The organism is Synechococcus sp. BA-120 BA3 (assembly GCF_034931285.1).
Classification (GTDB): Bacteria; Cyanobacteriota; Cyanobacteriia; order PCC-6307; family Cyanobiaceae; genus Cyanobium.
In genome coordinates this window covers 1-1,083 of record NZ_JAYGHZ010000192.1, presented here as the reverse complement: position 1 = coordinate 1,083, position 1,083 = coordinate 1, and the positions used below count along the sequence as shown (strand labels likewise).

At 72.9% G+C, this 1,083-nt stretch carries 2 protein-coding genes and 1 pseudogene; all 3 read left to right on the top strand.

What is annotated here, in order from left to right; genetic code table 11:
- Positions 1–649: DnaJ C-terminal domain-containing protein (locus tag VB737_RS07195; protein WP_500312235.1), on the top strand; the 649-nt coding region annotated here is incomplete at its 5' end.
- A 5-nt stretch (positions 650–654) separates the two neighbouring features.
- Complete coding sequence (locus VB737_RS07190; RefSeq protein ID WP_500312234.1) at positions 655–903, top strand: sulfurtransferase TusA family protein; 249 nt, start codon at positions 655–657, stop codon at positions 901–903.
- A pseudogene (locus VB737_RS07185) lies at positions 893–1,083 on the top strand (hypothetical protein); the annotation flags it as partial. The gene VB737_RS07190 and the pseudogene VB737_RS07185, both read left to right, overlap by 11 nt.

Sequence of the window (1,083 nt, the reverse complement as noted above, 5' to 3'; positions counted from 1 at the left end):
CCCCACCACCTGCGGCACCTGCGGCGGCGCCGGCCAGGTGCGCCGCGCCACCCGCACCCCCTTCGGCAGCTTCACCCAGGTGGCGCCCTGCCCCACCTGCGATGGCACCGGCCAGGTGATCGCCGACCCCTGCAACGCCTGCGGCGGCCAGGGCCTGCAGCAGGTGCGCAAGAAGCTGCGCATCAACATCCCCGCCGGCGTCGACACCGGCACCCGCCTGCGGGTGGGCCAGGAGGGCAACGCCGGCCAGCGGGGCGGACCGGCGGGCGATCTCTACGTCTTCCTCACCGTCCAGTCCCACCCCCAGCTGCGCCGCGACGGCGTGACGATCCACTCCGAGGTGTCGCTGAACTACCTCCAGGCGATCCTGGGCGACACGATCGAGGTCGAGACCGTCGACGGCCATGAGCCGCTGGAGATCCCTCCCGGCACCCAGCCCGGGGCTGTCATCACCCTCCAGGGCAAGGGGGTGCCCCGGCTGGGAAATCCGGTGGCCCGCGGCAACCATCAATTCACCATCAAGGTCCAGCTGCCCACCAAGCTCAACGGTGAGGAGCGGCAGCTGCTCGAGCAGCTGGCCGGCCACCACACCAGCAAGGGCCAGCGCCACCACCACAAGAGCGGCCTGTTCGGCGGCCTGTTCGGTTGAGTGGCATGGGCGGCTCGCCGGCGGTCCTCGATCTGCGGGGAACGCCCTGCCCGGTGAACTTCATCCGGGCCCGCCTGGCCCTGGAGCCCCTGCCGCCGGGGAGCTGGCTCCAGATCGACCTGGACGGGGGGGAACCGGAGCAGATGGTGAGCGAGGGTCTGCGGAACGAGGGTCACACGGTGCAGCGGGCCGAGCCGTCCCCCTTCGCCCCCGGGGACGGAGTGCGGCTGCTGGTGCGACGGGATGGGGGATGAGCCGCTGCCCGGCCGGGTGGTGGCCCTGCAGGCCAACTACTGCCTGGTGAGCCTCGATGGCCCCGGCGAGCCCGGGGGCGACGGCCCCGAGCCCTGGAGAGCCGGCTGCCTGCTCTGCACCCGCCGCACCCGCCTCGACAAGAGCGGCCTGCAGGGGTGCGTGGGCGGCCCCGTATACAC